Annotated in this window: 17 protein-coding genes; 3 read left to right on the top strand and 14 right to left on the bottom strand. The window is 45.8% G+C overall.

Annotated elements, in window-relative coordinates; all coding sequences use genetic code 11:
• Positions 1-4: 4 nt before the first annotated feature.
• The 3 genes from KOD92_RS04785 to KOD92_RS04775 all read right to left on the bottom strand — a co-directional run bounded on the left by KOD92_RS04785 (position 5) and on the right by KOD92_RS04775 (position 4,753).
• On the bottom strand, positions 5-967 hold the full coding sequence (locus KOD92_RS04785) for an AAA family ATPase (protein ID WP_215232354.1): 963 nt from the start codon (positions 965-967) through the stop codon (positions 5-7).
• 52 nt (positions 968-1,019) lie between these two features.
• Positions 1,020-2,393 carry a peptidylprolyl isomerase gene (locus tag KOD92_RS04780; RefSeq protein WP_215232353.1) on the bottom strand — a complete coding sequence of 458 codons (1,374 nt, stop codon included), beginning with the start codon at positions 2,391-2,393 and terminating at the stop codon, positions 1,020-1,022.
• Positions 2,394-2,464: 71 nt separating this feature from the next.
• Positions 2,465-4,753, bottom strand: a complete 2,289-nt coding sequence (locus tag KOD92_RS04775) for a peptidylprolyl isomerase (RefSeq protein WP_215232352.1) — start codon at positions 4,751-4,753, stop codon at positions 2,465-2,467.
• A 344-nt stretch (positions 4,754-5,097) separates the two neighbouring features.
• Here KOD92_RS04775 and KOD92_RS04770 point away from each other — a divergent pair, with 344 nt between their 5' ends.
• Positions 5,098-5,580 carry a hypothetical protein gene (locus KOD92_RS04770; RefSeq protein ID WP_215232351.1) on the top strand — a complete coding sequence of 161 codons (483 nt, stop codon included), beginning with the start codon at positions 5,098-5,100 and terminating at the stop codon, positions 5,578-5,580.
• Positions 5,581-5,590: 10 nt separating this feature from the next.
• Here the strand turns inward: KOD92_RS04770 and gloA2 are convergent, their stop codons facing one another.
• The 5 genes from gloA2 to KOD92_RS04745 form a co-directional block, all read right to left on the bottom strand.
• Complete coding sequence (gene gloA2 / locus KOD92_RS04765; protein ID WP_215232350.1) at positions 5,591-5,980, bottom strand: SMU1112c/YaeR family gloxylase I-like metalloprotein; 390 nt, start codon at positions 5,978-5,980, stop codon at positions 5,591-5,593.
• Between the two features lie 37 nt (positions 5,981-6,017).
• On the bottom strand, positions 6,018-7,214 hold the full coding sequence (locus KOD92_RS04760; RefSeq protein WP_215232349.1) for an acyltransferase family protein: 1,197 nt from the start codon (positions 7,212-7,214) through the stop codon (positions 6,018-6,020).
• A 78-nt stretch (positions 7,215-7,292) separates the two neighbouring features.
• Positions 7,293-9,011, bottom strand: a complete 1,719-nt coding sequence (locus KOD92_RS04755; RefSeq protein WP_215232348.1) for an FAD-dependent oxidoreductase — start codon at positions 9,009-9,011, stop codon at positions 7,293-7,295.
• Positions 9,012-9,066: 55 nt separating this feature from the next.
• The gene (locus tag KOD92_RS04750) at positions 9,067-9,690 is read right to left on the bottom strand and encodes a gluconate 2-dehydrogenase subunit 3 family protein (protein WP_215232347.1); all 624 of its coding nucleotides are present in this window, start codon (positions 9,688-9,690) and stop codon (positions 9,067-9,069) included.
• A gap of 235 nt (positions 9,691-9,925) precedes the next feature.
• Positions 9,926-10,981 (bottom strand): LuxE/PaaK family acyltransferase, encoded by a 1,056-nt coding sequence (locus tag KOD92_RS04745; protein ID WP_215232648.1) that lies wholly within the window; start codon positions 10,979-10,981, stop codon positions 9,926-9,928.
• A 49-nt stretch (positions 10,982-11,030) separates the two neighbouring features.
• Here KOD92_RS04745 and KOD92_RS04740 point away from each other — a divergent pair, with 49 nt between their 5' ends.
• Positions 11,031-11,585, top strand: a complete 555-nt coding sequence (locus KOD92_RS04740; protein WP_215232346.1) for a hypothetical protein — start codon at positions 11,031-11,033, stop codon at positions 11,583-11,585.
• Positions 11,586-11,619: 34 nt separating this feature from the next.
• Here KOD92_RS04740 and KOD92_RS04735 read toward each other — a convergent pair whose 3' ends face one another.
• Positions 11,620-12,903 carry a sensor histidine kinase gene (locus KOD92_RS04735; protein ID WP_215232345.1) on the bottom strand — a complete coding sequence of 428 codons (1,284 nt, stop codon included), beginning with the start codon at positions 12,901-12,903 and terminating at the stop codon, positions 11,620-11,622.
• Between the two features lie 270 nt (positions 12,904-13,173).
• Between KOD92_RS04735 and hemA the strand changes: the two genes are divergently transcribed.
• Positions 13,174-14,433 (top strand): glutamyl-tRNA reductase, encoded by a 1,260-nt coding sequence (gene hemA, locus KOD92_RS04730; protein ID WP_215232344.1) that lies wholly within the window; start codon positions 13,174-13,176, stop codon positions 14,431-14,433.
• Positions 14,434-14,741: 308 nt separating this feature from the next.
• Here hemA and KOD92_RS04725 read toward each other — a convergent pair whose 3' ends face one another.
• The 5 genes from KOD92_RS04725 to purN all read right to left on the bottom strand — a co-directional run bounded on the left by KOD92_RS04725 (position 14,742) and on the right by purN (position 19,951).
• Complete coding sequence (locus KOD92_RS04725; protein ID WP_215232343.1) at positions 14,742-16,070, bottom strand: DEAD/DEAH box helicase; 1,329 nt, start codon at positions 16,068-16,070, stop codon at positions 14,742-14,744.
• A 205-nt stretch (positions 16,071-16,275) separates the two neighbouring features.
• Positions 16,276-16,917: a porin family protein gene (locus KOD92_RS04720; protein ID WP_215232342.1), complete on the bottom strand. Its 642-nt coding sequence runs from the start codon at positions 16,915-16,917 to the stop codon at positions 16,276-16,278.
• Positions 16,918-17,119: 202 nt separating this feature from the next.
• A complete protein-coding gene (locus KOD92_RS04715) occupies positions 17,120-18,457 on the bottom strand; it encodes an APC family permease (protein ID WP_215232341.1) in 1,338 nt (445 codons plus the stop codon).
• A 12-nt stretch (positions 18,458-18,469) separates the two neighbouring features.
• Positions 18,470-19,375 carry an EamA family transporter gene (locus KOD92_RS04710; protein WP_215232340.1) on the bottom strand — a complete coding sequence of 302 codons (906 nt, stop codon included), beginning with the start codon at positions 19,373-19,375 and terminating at the stop codon, positions 18,470-18,472.
• Positions 19,376-19,381: 6 nt separating this feature from the next.
• Positions 19,382-19,951 carry a phosphoribosylglycinamide formyltransferase gene (gene purN, locus KOD92_RS04705; RefSeq protein WP_215232339.1) on the bottom strand — a complete coding sequence of 190 codons (570 nt, stop codon included), beginning with the start codon at positions 19,949-19,951 and terminating at the stop codon, positions 19,382-19,384.
• Positions 19,952-19,999: the final 48 nt, after the last annotated feature.

Genomic DNA, 19,999 nt, shown 5'->3' with positions numbered 1-19,999 from the left:
CTTGCTAAACCAGTCTTCCGATGATATCGTCAACCGAAATTCCTTCCGCCTCCGCCTTGAAATTGCGGATAATGCGGTGGCGAAGTACAGGTAGTGCAACCGCTTTCACATCTTCAATATCCGGCGAGTATTTGCCCGAAAGCAATGCATTACATTTCGCTGCCAGGATCAGAGCCTGAGAAGCGCGCGGACCAGCGCCCCATTCCAGGTAATCGTTTGTTTCTTTTACTGCCAATCCTGCTGCCGGCCGCGTTTTATGAACAAGCTTCACGGCATATTCAATCACATGGTCAGTCACCGGAACGCGGCGCACCAGGTGTTGGAAGTCCATTATTTCTTCCGAACTGATCACTTTCTGAACCTGATAACGGTTGTCGCTCGTCGTGTTTTTTACAATATTAACTTCCTCTGCATAAGAAGGATAGTCCAGCTGGATCATAAACATAAACCGGTCGAGCTGGGCTTCGGGCAGGGGATAGGTACCTTCCTGTTCGATTGGGTTTTGCGTAGCCAGAACAAAAAATGGTCTTTCCAGATTGTGCTTCGCTCCGGCGATCGTTACAGAATATTCCTGCATTGCTTCCAGCAGTGCCGATTGCGTTTTTGGAGGTGTCCGGTTGATCTCATCTGCAAGGATAATGTTTGCGAAAACAGGCCCTTTGATGAATTTAAAATTTCTGTTCTGGTCGAGCGTTTCTGATCCCAGAATATCGGAAGGCATTAAATCGGGCGTAAACTGGATCCGGTTGAAGTTGAGGTCGAGCGAAGATGCGATCGTTTGGATCAACAACGTTTTCGCCAACCCGGGTACGCCGACCAAAAGACAGTGACCCTGGCAAAAAATGGCGGTTAGTAACCGTTTCACCACCTCGTCCTGACCAATAATCACATTACCGATTTCCCTCCTGATCTTCTCGTAAGCTACTTTCATAGCTTCGGCAGCTTCTACGTCCGATGAATACTTCACAGTGTAATGGGTTAATTTTTAAATACTCCTTCAATGCAATCGAAACAAGGCGCTAAATATCATTACCGGCCGCTGCTAAACCGAGCACCTGACAATTTTTGTATTCGGGTTCGATGCTGATAAATACATCTCCCTGCGCCTTTTTAAACCATTCTTCTAATGCATTGTTACGCTTGTTGCTAAGCACGATCTGTGAAAGTTTCTCGTAATCGTCACGCAAATTCGCTGTATGCGGCTCGGATTTGCTCTTGTACCAGATAATCCGCATCGCGCTGCTTCCGTCTTCGGTACGGTAAGATACCGGCTGGCTCAATTCGCCTACTTTCATCGTATCAATGGCGAAATAAAGCGCCGGGTCCATGGAAGCATCGAGGGTAAGTTTAGACAAACCTGTGTTTCTATCCTGGATCAAACCGCCAGATTCCGCCGTCATTTTGTCGTCGGAATTGTCCAGAGCTGCTTTTGCAAATTTCAATGTGTCAATCTCGATCAGTTTTCTCAGACTGTCCAGCGAGCGTACCGCCTGCGACATATCAGTTCCTTTGTTGTAATCAGGACGTAACAGAATATGTCTCGCATGATATTCGGCTCCACGCGTTTCGATCATCTTGATCAAGTGAAAACCATATTGCGATTCAATCGGGTCGGACATTTCGCCTGGTTTCAGCGCCAATGCGGCCCCTTCGAATTCTGGTACCATTGCGCCCCTTTTGGCAAATCCCAGGTCACCGCCATTTTTGGCTGAGCCCAGATCTTCCGAATAAATCTGCGATAATGTAGCAAAGTCTTCTCCCTTTTCGGCACGTTGTTTCAGCTCTACCAGCTGCTGGCGCAGTTTGTCTTTTTGCTCCCGTGTCACCGTTCCCAGTTTCACGATATGCCCGATCTCAACTTCCGAAGGAATATAGGGAAGACTGTCTTTCGGGATCGAGTTGAAGAACTTGCGAACTTCATTGGGTGTAATTTTTACATTACCTGAAATCGTACGCTGCATTTTCTCAACCACTTTCTGCTCTTTTACCTGCTGCCGCAATTCTGCTTTCAGGTTATCAATACTTTTTCCATAAGCTTCAACAATATTCTTTTCCGAACCGAAACGCTGGATCATATAACCCATTTTTGCGTCCAGTTCGCCGTCAACTTCTTTATCTTCCACCAAAACTGAATCTATTTCCGCTTTGGCAAGAAGCATTTTGTTGATGATCAGAGATTCGAGCAACTGGCATTTTTCCGGCGCAGTCCGGCCTTCTGCCTTGTACTGGTTGTACATTTCTTCCAGTTCGGAATTCAGAATGTAGTGATTATCGACCCTGGCGATAATTTTGTCGAGGCTTACGCCCTGCTGACCTTGCCCATTGCTTTTCAGACTGACAAACAGCGTCAGGACCATCATCAAGCCGACAGCAAACAATTTATTTATTTTCATATGATTAGTTATTCCAATTTTAAACACTTGCGGGTTTTCTGATTTTATTTTTAATAATGCTAAAATACATCTTAACGCTTAATTTTCTCTAATTCTTGTGCATTGACTTTCACAGGATATTGCTGCTGCAACCGGTTCACCCACTGTTTTTCGAGCTCTTTCTGGTAATCGTTGATCACACTGCCGCGCGCTTCCATAAAAGTCTTCGGCCGGGCCGGTTCAATTTTCCGGATATTTACCCACGTTGCGGCGCCGTTTTCTTCGCTGGTTTGTTCGCCAATATCCCATTTGGCTTTGGCCAGATACCGGTTATCGCGGTTAAAATAGCCATCTTCAATCAAGACGGAAGCGCCTGCATCGGAATTATACACCTTTTCAACATCCTTGATTGACTGGCTGTAAAACTGAAATGCTACTCTTCGGTTACGCTCAGCCTCAGCCGCTTGCCGGAAAGAACCGTAGTCCTTTTCTATAATACGCAGAATCGGTATGTTTTGTGTATTTAAATACTTCACAACATTTCTGATTCGTGCCGCAGAAGCCATTTCGGGCTCTTCGGTGGAACGGTAGCCCGCTATTTCAACTACATAGTCGGGATTTTTCTGCATGATAAGAGCCAGGTCTTCCAGGGACGATGTTTCGGCCGGACTGATAATGGTAGAGCCGGCTTCAAAAAGTATTTCCTTGGATTTTCTCTCTAACCGATAGGGAGCAACCGCCAGTATCTTTCTGATTGAGTTGACAGTCTGCGTGTCTTTCGCAGAAATAACCGTGGCCAGTGCGCGTTCGGGATAGTTGTAGCGGCCTTTATTTTGTTCGTAAAAACGCACCTGGCCGGTCGAGTCCGAGAGCGATTTTTGCCAAACATTTTCCTCCATTACCTGCGACAAAAGCACGCCTTCTTTAATCTCCTTTAATAAGCTTCTAAACTCAGGATTGGTTTCTTCCAAATGTTCTCTTTCGTATTGAAAAAGGCATTCAGACAGATATTCATTGTAATATCTATTGAAAATCACAGCCGGAGATGAATCTTTCGGTCTCCGCTGCTGGCGCCTTTTTACAAAATCCAGAAAAGACAATGCGTCGTAAGATTGCTCCTCGATCTTGAACAAAGTGCTTGCTGACCAGTCTTTTGAAACGGCCCGCTGGTAATCCCATTTCCCGGTAATCAGGCTGCTATCCTGCAAGCCGGCCATTTCCTGATACTGATCAGCAAATTCCTGAACCGCATATTTGTTGCGTAATTGTCTCGCCCGTGCCGCTTCAATGATCTTTCCGCGTGAATCGGTTACTACTTTTTTACGTAATGCAGGCGCCATCACAGCAAAGCTTTCTATCGGCTTTTTTTGGATCAGCTTGATAATATGCCAGCCGTAAATAGTTAAAACGGGCTTGGAGTAACTTTCAGGCTTGCTCAATGCATAGGCAGCTTCCTCGATCTCAGGTACCATTTCACCAATACCGAACAGCGGCAAAAGGCCATTATTTTTCTTGGACTGTTTGTCATCAGAATAGTTGGCGACTACATCAGCCCAGCTTTCACCGTCTTGCAAAAGCTTGTAGGCTTCGTCGATTTTTGCTTTCGCAGCTTCTTTCTGGCCGGCAGCGGCGTTGGTATCCTGTACCATAATATGCGCAATCTGGATCATTCCCCGATTGGCGCGCCGGTCGGTTACCTTAATAAGGTGGTAACCGGTTTTTGTCCGAACGGGTTGGGAAACCCTGCCGACGGAAAGATTATAGGCGGCATTTTCAATAGGGTACAGGGTCTGAAAAGCGGTGAAGTAACCCAGGTCTCCCTTGTTTTTCTTTGCAGTAGCATCTTTTGAAAAGCGGGAAGCGATATCTCCAAAATCGGAACCCTCTTCCAGGCGGCCCCTTAATGCAATTGCGGCGCGGTGCGCTTCCAGGGTATCAGCCGGCGCAGCGTCCTCGGATACAGCTACCAATATATGCGAAGCCCGCACTTCCTGCTTCAATCTGTTGTAAGCTTCGTTAGTAAATTTCTCTACTAAATCTTTGTCAACCAGATGATTTTTAGCCAGTTGTTCCCGGTACGAAGCAATTTCCTCCCGGTAGTCCAATGTGGTATCCCTGCCGTCCTGTTTCGCCTGCATCACCTTGATCTTTACGTCCGTATATAGGTCGAGGTATTCCTTCGGTGTGAGCTCTTTGGTGGAGTCGGAGGCGAATTTGTTTTTGTTATAAGAGTCCTGGTATTCGTCGATTGAAAATTTCTCGTTTCCTATTTCAAGCAGCGGCTGCTCCTCAGTGACAGCTTGCTTGGGCGGTGCGGATGTTTTACAGGATAAAGTCGTGAAAAGCGCAGTAGTAATAATAAAGGAAGTTGCTCTAAGCATATTATTTAATTTCAAATGACAGCCCAAAAGACGCTGTTTTATTTAACCCCGATTGTATTCAAATATTGTTAAGCTGGCAAAGTTAGCCGCTTTCGGTACACGACAAAAATATCGCATCAGGTATGTGATTTGCGCTTTGCGGTTTCCCCATTCCATGTGACCGCTATGGCAAATTCACCCCAGCTAACTATTTCGCGCCTTGTGTAGCTGTTCAGCTAAAATTTTAAATACTGCGTTTTTTGCATTTACGCTGGAATTGATGTTTTAATAAGAATATCACTTCCGATTTAGTAACCTCAGGCATACATTTTTTGCAAGAAGTGTCACGGTCAAAATCAGGGGTTATGGAAAATGTGAGAACTAACAACTTTGTGCCTATTATCAGGGCATTGTGGGTTGAACAGAAAAATCGGGAGCTACTTTATCTGGAAGCCCTTAAAAAGGATAGCATGGGATCTTTTCGCCGGCTGTTAAGCCAGGGGCACGTGAGCGCGGTGCTGTTTCAGAAAGAAATTCGCTCTATCTACGATTATTTCAAATGTTTCCTGACAGATAAAGAACTGAGCGAAACCAACCAGATCGCTTCACTGGCCAGTTTGCAATTACTTGAAAATGCAAAAGCCCCGTCGGAAGTTGCAGCATGTCTGAGAAAATTAGAAGGTACCACTTTGCAGCATTATAAGGCACTTCGCACTTATATGGACAGGGAACTGGAAGCTTGCCGCATTCTGGATGAACATTTGAATCGGATCGCCGAATTTTACGAGGTTCTCAGCAAGTTGGAAGGGAATAGCAGACAAACGATATCTTACACCGCCGCGGCCTGATTCACGCTATTCACACTTCATAAAGTTCGATCGGAAGATCGTCCGGATCGGCAAAGAATGTGAATCGCTTTCCGGTAAATTCATCCACTCTGATCGGTTCAGGATATATTTCCTTTTCGTTCAATGCAGCAATAGCTTCTTCAATATCAGTTACTTCGAAGGCAATATGCCGTAAGCCGCACGCCTCTGGCCTGGAAGGTCGAGCAGGCGGCGAGGGAAAAGAAAACAACTCAATGCAATACTGACCATTTAGTGAAAGATCCAGTTTGTATGACTGCCGCTCGGCACGCAATACTTCCCTGTCAATATTAAATCCCAGCACTTCTGTATAAAACGCTTTTGATTTTTGATAATCCGAACAAATGATAGCGATATGGTGAACCGCGTTGAGCTTTAACATGGCCATTTTTGAAAGTGAATTCTAAATGTAAGACCGATCAGATCTTAATGAAAATTTTCTTTTTGTACATCCAGTAAAGTATCCACCACTCGATCAATAGGATCACCGCGCCGCTTACCAGCGATTTCAATCCTTCACCAAAAATCAGGTCATAGTTAGGACTGATATTGATCCGGAAAGACTGATCGATGAAGCTGTCTATGGTATGTGCGAAAATATAGGCGGCGATGGAATTGGTACCGATCACGATCAGGAACAGGAAAAACCGCTTGTTGTTCTTCACATCCACTACGTAATAGAAAGCCGCAAGCAGAACAAAGCACCAGCCGCCGCTGAATAGGGTCCACGCCGGCGTCCATATCTTCTTTACAATCGGGTTGATACCACTGATATTTAGAATAATAGCTAATGCAAATAATATCGCTGCCGTGATAGCACAGCGCTTGATAAGCCAGCTATAATTCGGAGCTGATTTGAGCCATTTTCCAGCAATCAAACCAAGCAGCATAGTGCCCAGGGTAGGAATAAAACTTAAAGTTGCATACCCGCCGCCATTGAACAGAAACGGTTTGCTGCGCGGGAACAGGTTCAAAAACCACCTGTCAAACGCCCACGCCAGATTCGTATTCTTATTCCAGTGTGCTGCAAAACCTTTCAGATTATGCTCCCAATCGGCCGTAGTGCCGGTTTGAGACCAGTCAAAGTAGGGACCCGGGGCAGGGTAAAACGCAAATGCGAGGAAATAGGCGAGCAGGATCACTCCCAGCGCACTCCATTGCATTCGTTCATTCACAAATGCGAGCGCGAATAAAAACGGGTATCCCAGTCCTATTTGTGTTAATGTATCTTCAAATGTAAAATTCGTCTGCGTTGAATGCATCGAGCGGAGGAAGATGCCGAGTAAGATCAAAATCAGGGAACGGCGCAAGGTATGATACCACATCACGCCGGTACTTTGATTCTGGCTGGCCCGACTTGCCATGGAATATGGCATTGCAACACCGACCAAAAATGAAAATGAAGGTTGTATCAGATCGTGGAGCGAGCAGCCTACCCAGGGTACATGACTTTGATGAAATGCCAGAAAAGACCAGAACGCACTGTCCGGAAATGACTCGGATATCTGTTCCAGGCGCAGCACTTCAGCCATCATCAGAAACATCACAAAGCCACGGTAGGCATCGACGGAAGAAACCCGTTGTATCGGGGCTGGCGTAAAGTCTTTCAAATCCATGTGGGTTTAGAATTGAAATATAAAGAAAAAACCCCGCTGGATTTACCTGGCGGGGTTTTTCAAATCGTATCTCAGTTCTTAAACATTCATCTTTTTCAGTTCTTTCACTGCGTGGTCGGCAGCTCTTGCTGTCATTGCCATATAAGTAAGTGACGGGTTCACGCAGGAAGCCGAGGTCATAAACGCACCGTCGGTCACATACACGTTCTCAGCGCCCCAGATCTGGTTGTGCTTGTTCAATACTGACGTTTTAGGATCGTTACCCATTCTCGCTGTACCCATTTCATGGATACCAATTCCAGGGTGTTTTGATTCGTCATTATAAGGAACAACGTTTTTCAGGCCTGCTGCTTCGAGCATTTCCGCTGCGTCGTTCATCATATCGACACGCATCTTTTTCTCATTATCACCATAAGCCGCATCGAAAACGACAACAGGAAGCCCCCATTTGTCTTTCTTGGTTGGGTGCAGTGTAAACCTGTTTTTTTCGTTCGGGATCATTTCACCGAATCCGCCAAGGTTCATGCTCCACGCGCCTGGCTCGGTAAGCTGCTTTTTAAAATCAGCTCCAAAACCGTCGGTACTCACACCGCGGCCCCAGCTTTCGCGGCTGGCTCCGCCCTGATATCCAAAACCTCTTACGTAATCTCTCTTATCCGTTCCCCAGTTGCGGTAACGAGGTATATAGATACCATTGGCACGACGACCAAAATAATATTTATCTTCAAATCCGTCCATATCACCGCGTGCACCTACCGCCAGGTGATGGTCCATGATATTCCGGCCCAGCTGGTCACTTTCGTTACCCAGTCCGTTCGGGAAACGTTTCGATTTGGAGTTCATTAGGATTGACGCAGAGGCGATCGCAGACGCATTCATGAATATGATCTTGGCAAAATACTCCTTGCTTTCAAGTGTATTCTGATCAATCACGCGCACTCCGGTTACCTTATTCAGTTTATCATCAAAAATAACTTCCGACACGATCGAATCGGTGATCATGGTCAGATTTCCTGTTTTCTGAGCCGCAGGAAGTGTAGCAGACTGCGTGCTGAAATAGGCACCGTAAGGACAGCCTCTCATACACATATTCCTGAACTGACAAGCAGCGCGGCCCAGTTCAGTATGGAAATTCTGCGGCTGGGTAAGGTGCGCGGCGCGTCCCATGATAATGTGGCGGCCTGCAAATTTTTTCTCAACCTCGCCTTTCACATGTTTTTCAACGCAGTTCATTTGCATTGGTGGCAGGAAATTACCGTCCGGCAATACATCCAGTCCGTCCTTTGCTCCGCTGATACCTGCGAATTTTTCGACGTAATCGTACCAGGGCGCAATCTCTGCATAGCGTACCGGCCAGTCTACACCAATGCCTTCCTTTCCATTTGCTTCAAAATCAGCAGGGTTGAGGCGGTAGCTCTGGCGTCCCCACAACAGTGAGCGGCCTCCTACGTGGTAGGCGCGGATCCAGTCAAACTTCCTCGTTTCTTCGTAAGGATTTTCTTTGTCATTCTCGAAAAGATACCGGTGTTCTTCATTGGCCGTGTAGCCAGTGCGCATTCCTGCCCAGTATTCTTCTTTGGCCACGGTCGTAACCCGGCCTCTGTGTTCCAGCTCCCAGGGAGCAAGGGTAGCAGTTTTGTAATCGGTAATGTGTTTGATGTCACGGCCTCTTTCCAGCATCAGGACTTTCAATCCCTTTTCTGTCAGCTCCTTAGCTGCCCAGCCGCCGCTGATACCCGAACCAACTACGATGGCGTCGTAAGTGGCTTGTTTTGTTGCTTTTAAATTCAGATTCATAGTGAATAATATCGATTTTATGAAGTAAGGCGGCTGCTCCGATTCGTCTAAATTTTTACATTGCCCAGGCTTTCTGCCCCGGTTTATAGTCAATGCAACCGTCATATCTGCCAGGTACCGGCACATATTCCAATGCCTGCGTTGCCCCAACTTCCGAAGTGAAATAGCCCAGTAAGGTCAGTTCCTTCATCAACCTAAAAAATGGCACACCCGCATCGCTATACTCTTTACCGGCTTCGGTATACTTTTTCTTTTCCTCTTCGGCTCTGGCTTTCTTCTCCGTATCGGCTTTTGCAATCTCATCTTTCGCCGATTTTTCCATTTCTTTCAAAATAGTAGTTCTGTCGGCAGCGGAGGATTTCATGAAATCCTTCTTCTCCAAAGCGTCAAGTCCTTTTGTAAAACTATCCTGATCTTTTTCTGAATAGCATTCATTCAGCATTTTCTCGATGAACTCACCCACTTTTGCATCCTTTGCACCGGGTGTGTCAGTTTTTGGAATGATCATTTCTGCAACTTCTGAGACCAATGCCTTGCGATCAGTGGAAAAGGAGAAACCGGTAGCGGTAGAAGTGTCGGTAGCCGATTTGCAACTTTCCAGGAAAGCCAGGATCGTAGGGGCGGAAAGTGTTCCACCCATCAGGAGCGCTACTCGGCCAAGGGCATCACGTCTTTTCATTTGGTATATATTATAATATTAGTTAACAATCCAAAATGTAATAATACATTCGATTAATGCAATTTTTAAACAATCAAGCTAAATTATGAAATATTCTAAACCGAACTTGTTAGAACAATTCTATATAAGAAAACTGATAGGTAGCAGTCTGAGATCCAGTCAGCTATGACTAATTAAAATGGCATTAAAGTTGCAGTACGAATAATTGCAGTCGGAATAATGGAGGTAAAACGCATCACAGGACCATTAAATTGCAGCCACGAATATCAGAATTATCAAATCTTCCCATCACATAAAAGCTACCCTCAGCCTCGCCAAAGCGACCCAGATCCTGCGTTTCGATGAAAGAACAGCTGTCAAGGTTCGCCAGGTCGATCACATTGATACCGCCGGTTTTCGATAAGCTGATATTATGATCATAAACGGACAAAGGATCATTGATATCACGCAGCAAAATCCGCATGGTGCGGCCCGCCGTAAAGAGTCCTGAGCCGCTGGAATATCCCTGGGAAAGTAACTCCGTCATACCATATTCGGAGTGAATTTGCGGCACACCGAAAGCCGACGTCAATATATCGTGCACTTCTTCCCGCAGCATTTCGCGCCTGCGCCCTTTCATACCGCCAGTGTCCATCACGATGAGGTCGTTTTTTTGCTTCAAAAATTGAAGATCAGCTTCATTTTCAGCCAGGTCCAGCAATGCGAAGGTCACGCCCATTAACAGTACCTGCTTACCGTCGGGCTTTGCAATGAGACTGCGCAGGTTTTTCAGCATTTCCGCTGTGTTATTCAAATAAAATCCTGAAAAAGGGGAGCCGCTGGCCTTAATAAAATGTTGCAGCATATACACGAGCGAAGAGTTGTTTCGTTCAAGGTATGACGGCAATAGGGCGAGAATATGGAAGTGATTAAGGTCTCCGTATTTTTCCCTGAAAATCTGTTCTGAGATCGTTTCGTAAAGCTCAGGATCGTACAGATCGTGGCGGCTCGTTTGCTGACCAGTTGTCCCGCTGCTTTCAAAAGTAGTTTTTACCTTAGAAACAGCCCCGGTTTTGATCCTGTGCGTTTTGAAAAATTGAATAGGCAGAAATGGGATATCAGTCAGTTTTTCGACAGTCCCCGGATCGATTTGCAGGTGACCGATAAACTGTTTGTAAATGGGATTATGGTCGGCTTGATAGCGGAAGATTTGCAGCGCCAGTTTCTCGAAATCAGAGGGTTCAAATGTCAGAATCTGGTCCCTGAGGCGCTGTCTAAGTTCGGTAACCGCTATATTGTTTTGAAGTTCCAATACTGTTACTTTCGTAGGATATAAGTACAAAGTTAAAAATTGAAGTGATATGAAGCTGAAAGTTTCCCTCTTCCTCTTATTTGCGGTTTCAATGGCAGGATGTGTCGATATCCCCAATTTCGACGAAACGCCAAGAATTTATTATAACGGAATAGATCAATATACCGAATCTGATACGATTTCAGGTAAGCTGCAACGGACAGAAGTGGTGACGATCACAGTCGATTTTGAAGATGGCGACGGAGATCTGGGCGCGTCTTCGGAAGATGTTCAGAAACCTGAGTTTACTTCTGCGTACAAGAATGTGCCAGGCTGGGGGATGCCTGCCAATTACGAACTGGTGACCATGATCATGAACAAGGATAGCAGCTGGTCGGAGACGGTGATGGAGGGAGATAGTTTTAAATTCTTTCCTATGCTTAAACCAGACGGAAAAGCGGGGCCGATTAAAGGTAAGCTCGATCTGAAAATTCCTTTCCGTTACCTCGATAATGCTGTTTTAACGAAAGTGAAATTCAAAGTGCGCATTATCGACCGTGCATTCCACATCAGTAACCAGCTTAACCCGCCTACCGACGAAGTTACAGTTCCGGTTTACAGATAAAATTCATTCGAAAACCAAATACAAAACGCCGGCATCACTCTACGATGCTGGCGTTTAATATGATACGGAATGTAGTTCCTTTGCCTATCTCCGAATTTTTCACGAAAAGCTTGCCCGAGTGGTAATTTTCGATGATCCTTTTTGCCAATGTAAGCCCCAGTCCCCAGCCCCTTTTTTTGGTACTGAACCCGGGATTGAAGATCTTGTTCATATTAGCTTTCGTCATTCCTTTGCCGGTATCTGCAATATCGATCCACATCTCATTGTTGTTCGGCGGCGCCTGTAGTGTGACGTTAATTTCGCCGATCCCGCCCATTGCATCTACCGCATTCTTGCATATATTCTCTATCACCCATTCAAACAGATTTTTGTTTAAAAGCGCAGTCTGCTCGTCGGCGAGCTGATTGTACACCGTAAACTTCACTTTGGATGAAACCCTTTTTTCAAGATAACTGACAAAATTATTCAGGATCTCGGCGACCGGCTCGGCTTTCAGTGTGGGAATAGAGCCGATGTTGGAAAAGCGGGTAGTGATCATTTCAAGGCGGATCACATCCTTTTCGATTTCCTCGGCAATAGAGGGATCAATGTTTGGATCGCTTCTGAAATATTCCACCCACGCCATCAGCGACGACAGCGGCGTGCCCAGCTGGTGCGCAGTTTCCTTCGCCAAGCCCACCCAAACCCGGTTTTGTTCCGCCTTCCTGGCCGAACTGAATGCCAGATAGGCGAGGTAGCCGATCAAAAGCATCACCGAAAGTTGCAGAAAAGGATAGTATCGTAATTGGGTGAGTAGAAATGAGTTACTGTAATAAATATAGCCCGTGCGTCCTTTGCCGAGCTCCACCGGAATAGGCGGGTGTTCGAGCTTCATAACGGCCAGCTTCTCCTGGATCATGCGTTCCTTTTCCTGTGCACTGATCGTCACCGGGAAATCGATATTCATCGTCCGGTCGGGGGAAGTCAGGTTATTTTCATCTACATAAATGGCCGGGATCTGGTAAAAATTGACAGCGTCCTGGATTACCTGGTACACCACATTGAAGTTTTCATCCAGCGGACTATTTACCACATACCGAAGCCCTTCCGCGTAAAGTTGTACCTCGCGCTCCTCCCTTTGTTCCAGTTCTTCGACCAATATGTTGGTGTAAAAAAGTGAACTGATACTGAGCAGGAGCAGAATAATCCCGATCAGATACTTATAAGCACTCTTCTGATCGTAGGTATCCATCAGCGAGCGGCGCAGGCGCTGGCTGTTTAATATGGCTGCCGGATGCAGACGAAATCGCGGTTTTTGCTTGGGAGTTTGACTGATCATTCAGTTGCCGTGGCACGAGCTGCCGGAAAATTATGTTGTAGTACAAATAACGCAAAATAATTAAGCTTAGTGGATTTAAGATCGTCTAAGTTGGCCCGTATCGTCACCTATAAAACTGATCTGAATCATATTTCCGGGTGAAGGTTCGTTGTTATTTCGCATAGCATTAACCATAATTATTTAAATGCTTTCTAAATAAACCCCTTACTCTGCTTTAACTTTTCTATTGAAAGTTTGTGCCGTATTTTTGCATATTGACTAGACAAAGTGATGTATAATCAGTTCAAATTAATAAGTTTATCACATCGGAACGCTCCTCTTGCCATAAGGGAACAGTTAGCATTGAATGAGGCGGAGGCAAAGAGCATTATGCTGCGTCTAAAAGATTTCTTCGATGTTTCCGACGTTCTCGTCGTATCTACCTGCAACCGTACCGAAATATATTATTCTGCCTCATCTGACCTGAATGAGGATATTATCAAGTTACTTCTCATCGAGAAGGGCATTGTTGACACCGATCTTTTCAAATCATATTTCGAGCGTTTTAGTGACGGGGAACTAGCAGTTCACCATTTATTTCAGGTAGCTACTGGTCTGCAATCGCAGGTTGTTGGTGATATGCAAATCCCGAACCAGATCAAGCACGCGTACCAATGGTCGGCGGATCTGAATATGGCCGGGCCGTTTTTGCACCGTTTATTGCACACCATCTTTTTTGCTAATAAACGTGTTGCGCAGGAAACATTCTTCCGCGACGGCGCTGCTTCCATATCTTATGCAGCGGTCGAAATGCTGGAAGGATTAATGCCAAATCCAAGGATACTGATCGTAGGATTGGGTGAAATTGGTGCAGATGTTTGTAAAAATCTGGCTGAAAACGCCAATGCGGATGTGACGCTTGTCAACAGAACGCGAAGCAAATCAGAAGAATTAGCCGCCACGCTTGGTTTCAGGGTAGCCGATTTTGCAGATATCGAAACGGAAGTTTCCAGAGCAGACATTATCGTATCTTCTATTGCCCGCAACGAACCTTTCTTTACCAAAGAAATGATGGTCCGCCTGCGTGGAATGTCTTTTAAATATTTCATTGATCTTTCAGTACCAAGAAGTGTTTCGCCTGAAGTGGAAGAAATTCCGGGTGTAATGCTTTATACCATTGATTCGATTCGCTCGAAGGCTGACGCAGCATTGCACCGCCGGTTGGCAGCCGTGCCGCACGTGAGAGAGATCATCGGCGAAGCGGTTTTAGAATTCAATGACTGGTCGAGGGAAATGGTCGTTTCTCCGACTATTCAAAAGCTGAAAGGCGCGCTGGAACAGATCAGAAAAGAAGAACTTACCCGTTTTACCAAAAACCTGAGCGATTCAGAGCTTGAAAAAGTGGAACGCATTACGACGAGCATGATGCAGAAAATCCTCAAACTTCCTGTGCTGCAATTGAAAGCCGCATGTAAGCGAGGCGAAGCAGAAACGCTCATAGATGTATTGAACGATCTGTTCAATCTTGAAAAAGTCAGTTCAAACCATTAAGATGGTTCTCAAAATAGAAAAAGGCTCTCAGAATATTTCTGAGGGCCTTTTTTATGCTAAAATAAAGAGAGGGTGACATGGTCACCCTCTCTATGTATTACCTTACCCTCCACAATAATTAATTGTATTCTTTGATTGACCACCTAAGCGGCCGGATCCTAACCAATTCAAAAGATATTGCTGAATACTTTATATCTCTCAACAGTTTTCAGCACATCTGATCCTATTTACGATGCCGCAAAACATTTGGATCAGTGAGATAGAAAAAAAATTTATTTTTTTTGAAACCTCCTTGAAACCGACATTGCTTATTTCTTCCCGGACCTTTTGATCGGCCTGCCGTACTTCTGCATTTTCTCTTTGGCGTGGTCGCGGCGGATATTCACCTTTTGATTTTTCGGGATTTTTTCGTGGAATGCAGGACCTACATCTTCGCGTTTAGGCGCTTTGAAAAGCACGTCTTTCATGTAGATCTTCGGCTCTTCGTCGGGCGTAAGTATCTCGGAGATTTTCAAATTTTCCGGAAGCGGTACCATTGGTATCTTGAATTCCATTAATGCCTCTATTTCTTCCTGAAATTCCTTTTCTTTTTCAGTAATAAAGGAAATGGCCACACCCTTTCGGTCAGCGCGGCCGGTTCTGCCTATTCTGTGGATATAATTTTCGGGCGATTCGGGAATATCGAAATTGAAAACGTGGGACACTTCTGCTATGTCGAGACCGCGGGCTATAATATCCGTAGCGATCAAAAGTCGGAAGGTACCATCGTGAAACTGCCTGATCGTATTGAAACGGTGATTCTGCTCCTTGTTTGAATGCATTACCCCGATTTTGTTGAGATAACCTACTTCAAGCTGGTTATACAGCTGATCGGCGAGCTTTTTCGTTGCCACAAAGATCAGCACCTTATTCATTTCTTCGTGTTCTTCCAGCAGCAGGTCAAGCAGATTTACTTTGGTGTAAAAATTCGGGACTTCGTAGGCGTACTGTTCTATATTGTCCAGCGGCGTACCGGCAGGCGCGGCTTCCACGCGCACCGGGCTATTAAAATATTCCTGCATCAGATTCTCCACATCCTGGGAAAGAGTCGCCGAGAAAAGCAGGTTTTGCCTTTTTTGAGGTAAAAGATCAAGGATATTTTTCAGCTGTGTCCGAAAACCCAGATTCAGCATTTCGTCTACTTCATCTATTACCAGCTTCTTGATCGCTTTGGTTTTCAATGATCCATTCAATGCAAGATCGTACAGCCGGCCCGGCGTGGCCACCACCACATCGGCGCCCTGATGCAGTTCTGCCATTTGTACCTTAATATTCCCGCCTCCGTAAACACCAACCACTTCCAGCGTCAGGTAAGTGGCCAGTTTTCTCACTTCCTCCACTACCTGTACAACGAGTTCCCTGGTAGGTACAAGAATAAGTAACTGCGGTAATCTGTCTTTCGAATATTCAAGCTGGCGGAGTGTAGGCAGCAGGTAAGCGATCGTTTTTCCGGTCCCGGTCTGGGCAATGCCGCACACGTCTTTCCCGGACATCATCACAGAAAATACCTTATGCTGAATCGTAGTAGGAGTAGTATAACCCGAATCCTGCAATGCGTTCAGGAGAGGTTTGGTCAGATTTAATTCTTCAAAAGTCATAATGCAATTCAAATTGAGGCGCAAAGTTACGCCTTATCTGCCGGTTATTGAAGTCCGGGTGTAAGGTGAGACACAATACTCAATTTTGGTATTGGTAAAATATAAAAAAAGGGCATTCTCAGCTGAGATGCCCTTTCTTATTTATGAAATAGTGTGTTAACGCATTCTTATAGGTAGTGTGTTGGAGTACTTTCAACAGTGCGTGTTAACGGGTGCGCAGTCTGCCTGAACCGCTATCGTAAGTCCCAAGCGGGAAACTGATTCCGGCATTGATGCCCCAGTTGTTATTTTTTATATTCGAATTATCAAGCCTCGTAACATCCAATAGGCCGAATCCGTAACGTGCGTCAAAGTTGAGCCAGATCTTATCTTGCAACCGGAAGTTAATACCTGCACCAACTACTCCACCGAGGTCAAATGGGCTATAAACGCGGTCGTTTGAATTTCCATTGATATTGTCCCCATTCTTATTTCTCGCGCCAACCAAAAAGTTCAGCGAAGGTCCGAGGAAAATTTTAGGTCTTACATTGTCTCCGTATTGACCAAAATAGAATGTAGCGAGCAGCGGAGCCTGGATGTAGTTGAGATTAATGGCATTTCGCTTGTCGTCAGTTTGCGCGCCGAGTTGGGTAAAGAGCAGTTGCCCGCTGAAACCAAAACCCGTTTTAGAGCTGTAATTATAAAACCCGCCGACTGTCAACCCGGGTTTCCAATCGGTGTTTGAGATGTCGCCGCGAAAGTTGGCGATCGAAACTCCTGCCATTGGTCCTATTGAAACGTTTTCCTGAGCGTGTGACTGCTGAACACAAAGGAATGTGACCAGTAGTAAAATAATACAATTTTTCATTTGATTAGAATTTGGGTACACTTTACTATACGTTCAGAAAAATGCGTACCAGATCCTTGTGAGATGCTTATAATGTTGACAACGATCCTATTGAGATGAACCAGCTCGTATTTGGATAATTATATTCAGAAAATGAAGCTGAAAATCGGGGAAATTCGTCTACAAGTGTATACGTTCACCTCAGAAGACAGAGGGAGCTCGGCTATTTGCGTTTTCCCAGCCATTGAAGAATGTAGTAGAGTGGAGCGCCACCCAGGAACAACGCCCAGCCGACAATTGCCGAGCTCGGATCAGTCACGATTACATTAATGGCAGTAACTAGTAGAAACAGCACAAATAATCCAGGCAGATAAGGATATCCCCAGACCTTGAAGCCTTGATGCGGATCGTTCTTTCCCGCCCGCTTCCTGAAAACAAAGAGCGTAGCGGCCGCGCTCGCCAGCGCAATCCCGTCGACGGACATCACGTAATTCACAATCTGCTCGAAAGTATCCAGCACCCAGAGTGAAAGCAGCGTAGTTACGATCAGGAAAGTAAGTGCAAACTCCTGAACCTGCGTGCGTTCGTTGACTTTCTTAAATATCTGCGGCAGAATATGGTCGTCGGCCAGTGCGTAATATACCCTCGGGAGCGAAAGCATGGTCGCATTGATAAAGCCGAGTACCGAGCAAAATATAGCGAGGGAGAAAAATATTTTCCCCGACGGACCAAACAAAACGTTGGCTGCGTCAGCGGCTATCAGACTTGAATTACTTAAACCCTCGTAACCGAGTACATTATAATAAGTATAGTTGAGCGCCAGATACAAAGCCAAAATCAGGAACATGCCCAGGAAAATCCCCCGCGGTGTATTACGAACCGGATCTTTAATATCCGCGCCGAAATTCAATGTTTGCTGATACCCGCCAAAAGTATAGAACACGGCGATCAGGCTCGCCCCAAAGGCGGAAAGCCAGTTTCCGCCCGAAAGTTCCGGTGTAACAGTCACGACTTCATTACTTGTATTGGAATAAAAAATACCGGTACAAAGCGCAAGCATCATCAGAATTTTGACACTGCTAAGGATATTCTGCGTACGTGAGCCGGACTTGATCCCCAGCATATTCACTACATAAAAAAACAACAGTGTAATAATCGCAGTAACCAGAATGCCTTTCTGGCCGCGGGCAAAATCAGGAAGCAGCGGATTGAGGTATTCAGAACCGATCAATGCAACGCCGGCCATGCCCGCGCCATAGGTAAGTACGATCACCCAGTTGATCATGAATGCATATAGCGGGTGGAATGCAGTCGAGATCAGCTTGTAAAAACCACCGGGAAAATGGTGTCTGCTGCCTATTTCAGCAAAAACGAAAGCGCCGATCAAACTCACAACCCCGCCCGCGATCCACGCTGAAAAGAATATCTCCGGGCTTCCTGCCTGCTTCGCGACTATCGCCGGAGTTCTGAAAATGCCGATACCGATCACAAGACTGATCACGATCATCCCCAAATCAAATACCCCGATCTGAGGACGGATTTTTCCGGAAGGTTCAGGCATTAGGCAGGTTTGTTAGAAGTTCAATTCCTGATAGGAGATGAGTATTATAGCAATTACGGCCAAAACAAGCCCCCATTTGTTCAAAGAATTCAACCGTTCCCTGTAAATGAGCCACGCTGCTACCGAGGAAACGAGCATGCTGAGGATATTGTAGATCGGAAAAACGAAAGCTGCGCTATTGCCGAATGAAGCCAGCGCGAGCAACAGGAAATACAGGGATAGGAAATTAGGAACGCCCAGGATTAGTCCGCCGATGATACTCCTCAATTTTAGTTGCTCTTTGCATGCAAAAATCCTGTAAATCAATATCGTTGTACCGATCACCACTGCGCCTGTGCAGGCGATGATCATGAAAACAGTGGTCTGCCCGGGCTCGTAATATTTGACAGACAAGAAATTGATCAGCGTATTATTGGTGCCCGATGCAAGAAACGTGAGCACCGGAAATATCCATAGTGCACTCAATGCGCCCTGAGGCTGGTTTTTAGTCTTGTCTTTGGTCTGTATAGCACCTAATGCCAGTGCTGCGAGCGCTACCATGAGGCCGGCGTAGTTCAGGAAAGTAAAGTCCTTGTTATTGTTTTTAAATACAAAAAGACCGAAAAGTACTGGGATAACCAGCGACATATTACCCGCCAGCGACGCGGCTGTCACGCTTACTTTTTGTGCTGTGAGACCGATCAGCATAAATGCAGTGACAAACAGGGAGCCGAGCGCAAGAGTAAGCAGCGTACCTTCTGAATTCCATTTAACCTGCTGAAAAACAGCCAGGTCCGGCGTAAGGACCAAGCCGGTCAGCACGCAGGAATAGTAATTAAAAACAACCGCGTGAAATGAATTGACCTGGTAACGCGGGTAGGCGCGCATGATCAGGTAAAGGGCGACAGTGAATACAACTGCCAGTGCGAAATAGAGCATTTGCGGCTATTGCTTGGAAAGAAGTTCGTCTATAACCCGGGGATAATGTTCGTATTCCAGTGCGTGAATGCGGGTAGCGACGGCGCTGGCGTTATCGGCGGGATCAAGGTCGCAGGTTGCCTGAAAAATGATATTGCCTTCGTCATAATGTTCATTCACGTAATGGATCGTTATGCCTGATTCCTTCTCGCCGGCCTGCACCACTGCTTCGTGAACAAAATGCCCGTACATACCTTTGCCGCCATATTTGGGCAGAAGCGCCGGGTGGATATTGATGATTTTATTGGGGAAAGCAGCCACCAGTGGAACGGGTACCAGCATCATGAAACCTGCCAGCACAACCAGATCAATGCGCTCATTTTGCAGGATCTGCGGGATTTTTCCCGTTTCGTAAAATGTCTTTTTATCAAAAAATACAACCGGGATCTGTAATCGGCAGGCTCTTTTGATCACACCTGCCATGGGATTGTTGGTAAATATCAGCGAAACTTCCACGTCTTCCCTGTCTGCAAAATATTCGCTTATGTTTTCTGCGTTCGTGCCGGAGCCGGAAGCGAAAATGGCAATTCTTTTCATTGGTGTTACTAATATTATATCGATGAGTTTGATCTTAGAATTGTGACA

Source organism: Dyadobacter linearis (assembly GCF_907165045.1).
In the GTDB taxonomy this organism is placed as follows: Bacteria; Bacteroidota; Bacteroidia; order Cytophagales; family Spirosomataceae; genus Dyadobacter; species Dyadobacter linearis.
Note: the sequence above shows the minus strand (reverse complement) of the source record. Positions and strands in the feature narration are given on the sequence as shown.